The following is a 2,116-nucleotide window of genomic DNA, read 5'->3' as shown; positions in this document are numbered from 1 at the left end:
CCGAGGCGTCGCGCCGGCCGGGCATCCTCGTCATCATCGCCGGAGCGCTCGCGGCGGTGCTCGTGCTCATCGGGCTCTTCCTGCTCGGGACGCGCCTCCCCGAGTGGACGGCCGCGCCCGTCGCCGAGCCGACGCCCGAGCCGACCGTCGTCACCCCGACGCCGACCCCGACGCCCACGCCGACCCCCGTCGCGCGGCCGACCGCGCCCGCGGCACCCGGCGTGCACGAGTGGACGGCGCTCTTCGGCGGCGAGTGCCTCGCCGAGTACGTCGACCCGTGGCAGCTCGAGTTCACGGTCGTCGACTGCGCCGAGCCGCACCCGGCGCAGCTGACCTTCCGCGGGCCGCTCTCGACCGATGCCGCGGCCGCGTACCCGGGCGAGGAGGCGATTGCGTCGCAGATCCCGGTCCTCTGCGGGGCGCCGACCGGCCTCGACCTCGCGACGGCCGGCGCGTACGCCGACCTCCAGGTGCAGGCCGCCTACCCCGTCTCGGCCGAGGCGTGGGAGGCCGGCGAGCGCGACTACTTCTGCTTCGTGACGCGCGCCTCGGGCGAGCCGATCACGGGCTCGGTCGCGCCGACCGGCTAGAGCGCGGCTTCGACAGGCTCGGGGCTCACGAGCTCGTGCACTCCGGCGAGGATCTCGGTCGGGCGGAACGGGTAGCGGGCGATCTCGCGCTCGTCGGCGATGCCGGTCATGACCAGCACCGTGTGCAGGCCCGCCTCGATGCCAGCGATGATGTCGGTGTCCATGCGGTCGCCGATCATGGCGGTGTTCTCGCTGTGGGCGCCGATGCGGTTCATCGCCGAGCGGAACATCATCGGGTTGGGCTTGCCGACCACGTAGGGCTCGCGGCCCGTCGCCTTGGTGATGAGGGCAGAGATCGCGCCCGTCGCCGGCAGCGGTCCGTCGCTGCTCGGGCCGGTGGCGTCAGGGTTCGTGGCGATGAAGCGCGCGCCGTTGTTGATGAGGCGGATCGCCTTCGTGATCGCCTCGAACGAGTAGTTGCGCGTCTCGCCGACGACGACGTAGTCGGGGTTCGTCTCGGTCATGATGAAACCCGCCTCGTGCAGGGCGGTCGTGATGCCCGCTTCGCCGATGACGAAGGCGCTGCCGCCGGGCATCTGGCTCTGGCAGAAGTCGGCGGTGGCGAGCGCGCTCGTCCAGATCGCTTCCTCGGGCACGTCGATGCCGCTCGCCCGCAGGCGCGCCGCGAGGTCGCGCGGCGTGAAGATCGAGTTGTTCGTCAGCACGAGGAACGGGGTCCCCGCGTCGCGCCACTGCTGGATGAGAGCCGCGGCCCCGGGCAGTGCGGTGTTCTCGTGGACGAGCACGCCGTCCATGTCGGTGAGCCAGCATTCGATCTCTCGGCGGTCTCGCATGCCATAAAGCCTACCGAGGGGCGCTCGGGATGCTCCGGTCGCGATTCAGAGGCGCTGGGCGGCGAGCGCGAGGCGGCGTTCGATCACGGCCACCGCATCCTCGCTCGCATCGATGCTGACGCTGCGGCGCCCGAGCGCGCGCGCGGCCGCGGCCGTCGTGCCGCTGCCCGCGAACGGATCGAGCACCCAGTCGCCCGGCGCCGTCGACGCCTGGATCATGCGTCGCAGAATGCCGACGGGCTTCTGCGTCGGGTAGCCGGTCTTCTCGCGACTCGTCGTTCCGACGATCGTGTGCCACCAGACGTCGGTCGGCAGCTTGCCGCGCGCCGCCTTCTCGGGCGTCACGAGCCCCGGAGCCATGTACGGCTCACGATCGACCTCGGTCGAGTCGAAGAGGTACCGGTCGGGGTCTTTCACGTAGACGAGGATCGTGTCGTGCTTCGTCGGCCAGCGGCTGCGGCTCTTCGCGCCGTAGTCGTAGGCCCAGATGATCTCGTTGAGGAAGTGATCGCGGCCGAACAGCGCATCGAGCGCGACCTTCGCGTAGTGCGCCTCGCGGTAGTCGAGGTGCAGGTAGAGGGTGCCGCGGTCGTCGAGCAGGCGGTGGGCCTCCTGCAGGCGCGGAGCGAGGAACGCCCAGTAGTCGGCGAAGCGGTCGTCGTAGCTGCTGAGCGTCTGCACCGTGCGGATGTAGCTCTCGCCGCCGAAGCCCTGCCAGGCGGTGGGGGCGGG

3 protein-coding genes are annotated in these 2,116 nt (G+C 71.4%); 1 reads left to right on the top strand and 2 read right to left on the bottom strand.

The genetic code is table 11. The annotated features are described in order from the left end of the window. Positions 1-590: septum formation family protein (locus Q7T15_RS02275; RefSeq protein ID WP_304692862.1), on the top strand; the 590-nt coding region annotated here is incomplete at its 5' end. Here the strand turns inward: Q7T15_RS02275 and Q7T15_RS02270 are convergent. Both Q7T15_RS02270 and Q7T15_RS02265 read right to left on the bottom strand, forming a co-directional pair. Further along, positions 587-1,384: an HAD-IIA family hydrolase gene (locus Q7T15_RS02270; RefSeq protein ID WP_304692860.1), complete on the bottom strand. Its 798-nt coding sequence runs from the start codon at positions 1,382-1,384 to the stop codon at positions 587-589. The two genes, Q7T15_RS02275 and Q7T15_RS02270, sit on opposite strands and share 4 nt — an antisense overlap. A gap of 45 nt (positions 1,385-1,429) precedes the next feature. After that, positions 1,430-2,116, bottom strand: a 687-nt coding sequence (locus tag Q7T15_RS02265; RefSeq protein WP_304692858.1) for a site-specific DNA-methyltransferase, incomplete at its 5' end; no start/stop codon positions are given.

The organism is Microcella sp. (assembly GCF_030645145.1).
GTDB lineage: Bacteria > Actinomycetota > Actinomycetes > Actinomycetales > Microbacteriaceae > Microcella.
Note: the sequence above shows the minus strand (reverse complement) of the source record. Positions and strands in the feature narration are given on the sequence as shown.

Excerpts from the sequence above, each read along its gene's own strand:
- Q7T15_RS02270 (WP_304692860.1), bottom strand. The coding sequence starts at position 1,384 with ATGCGAGACCGCCGAGAGATCGAATGCTGGCTCACCGACATGGACGGC.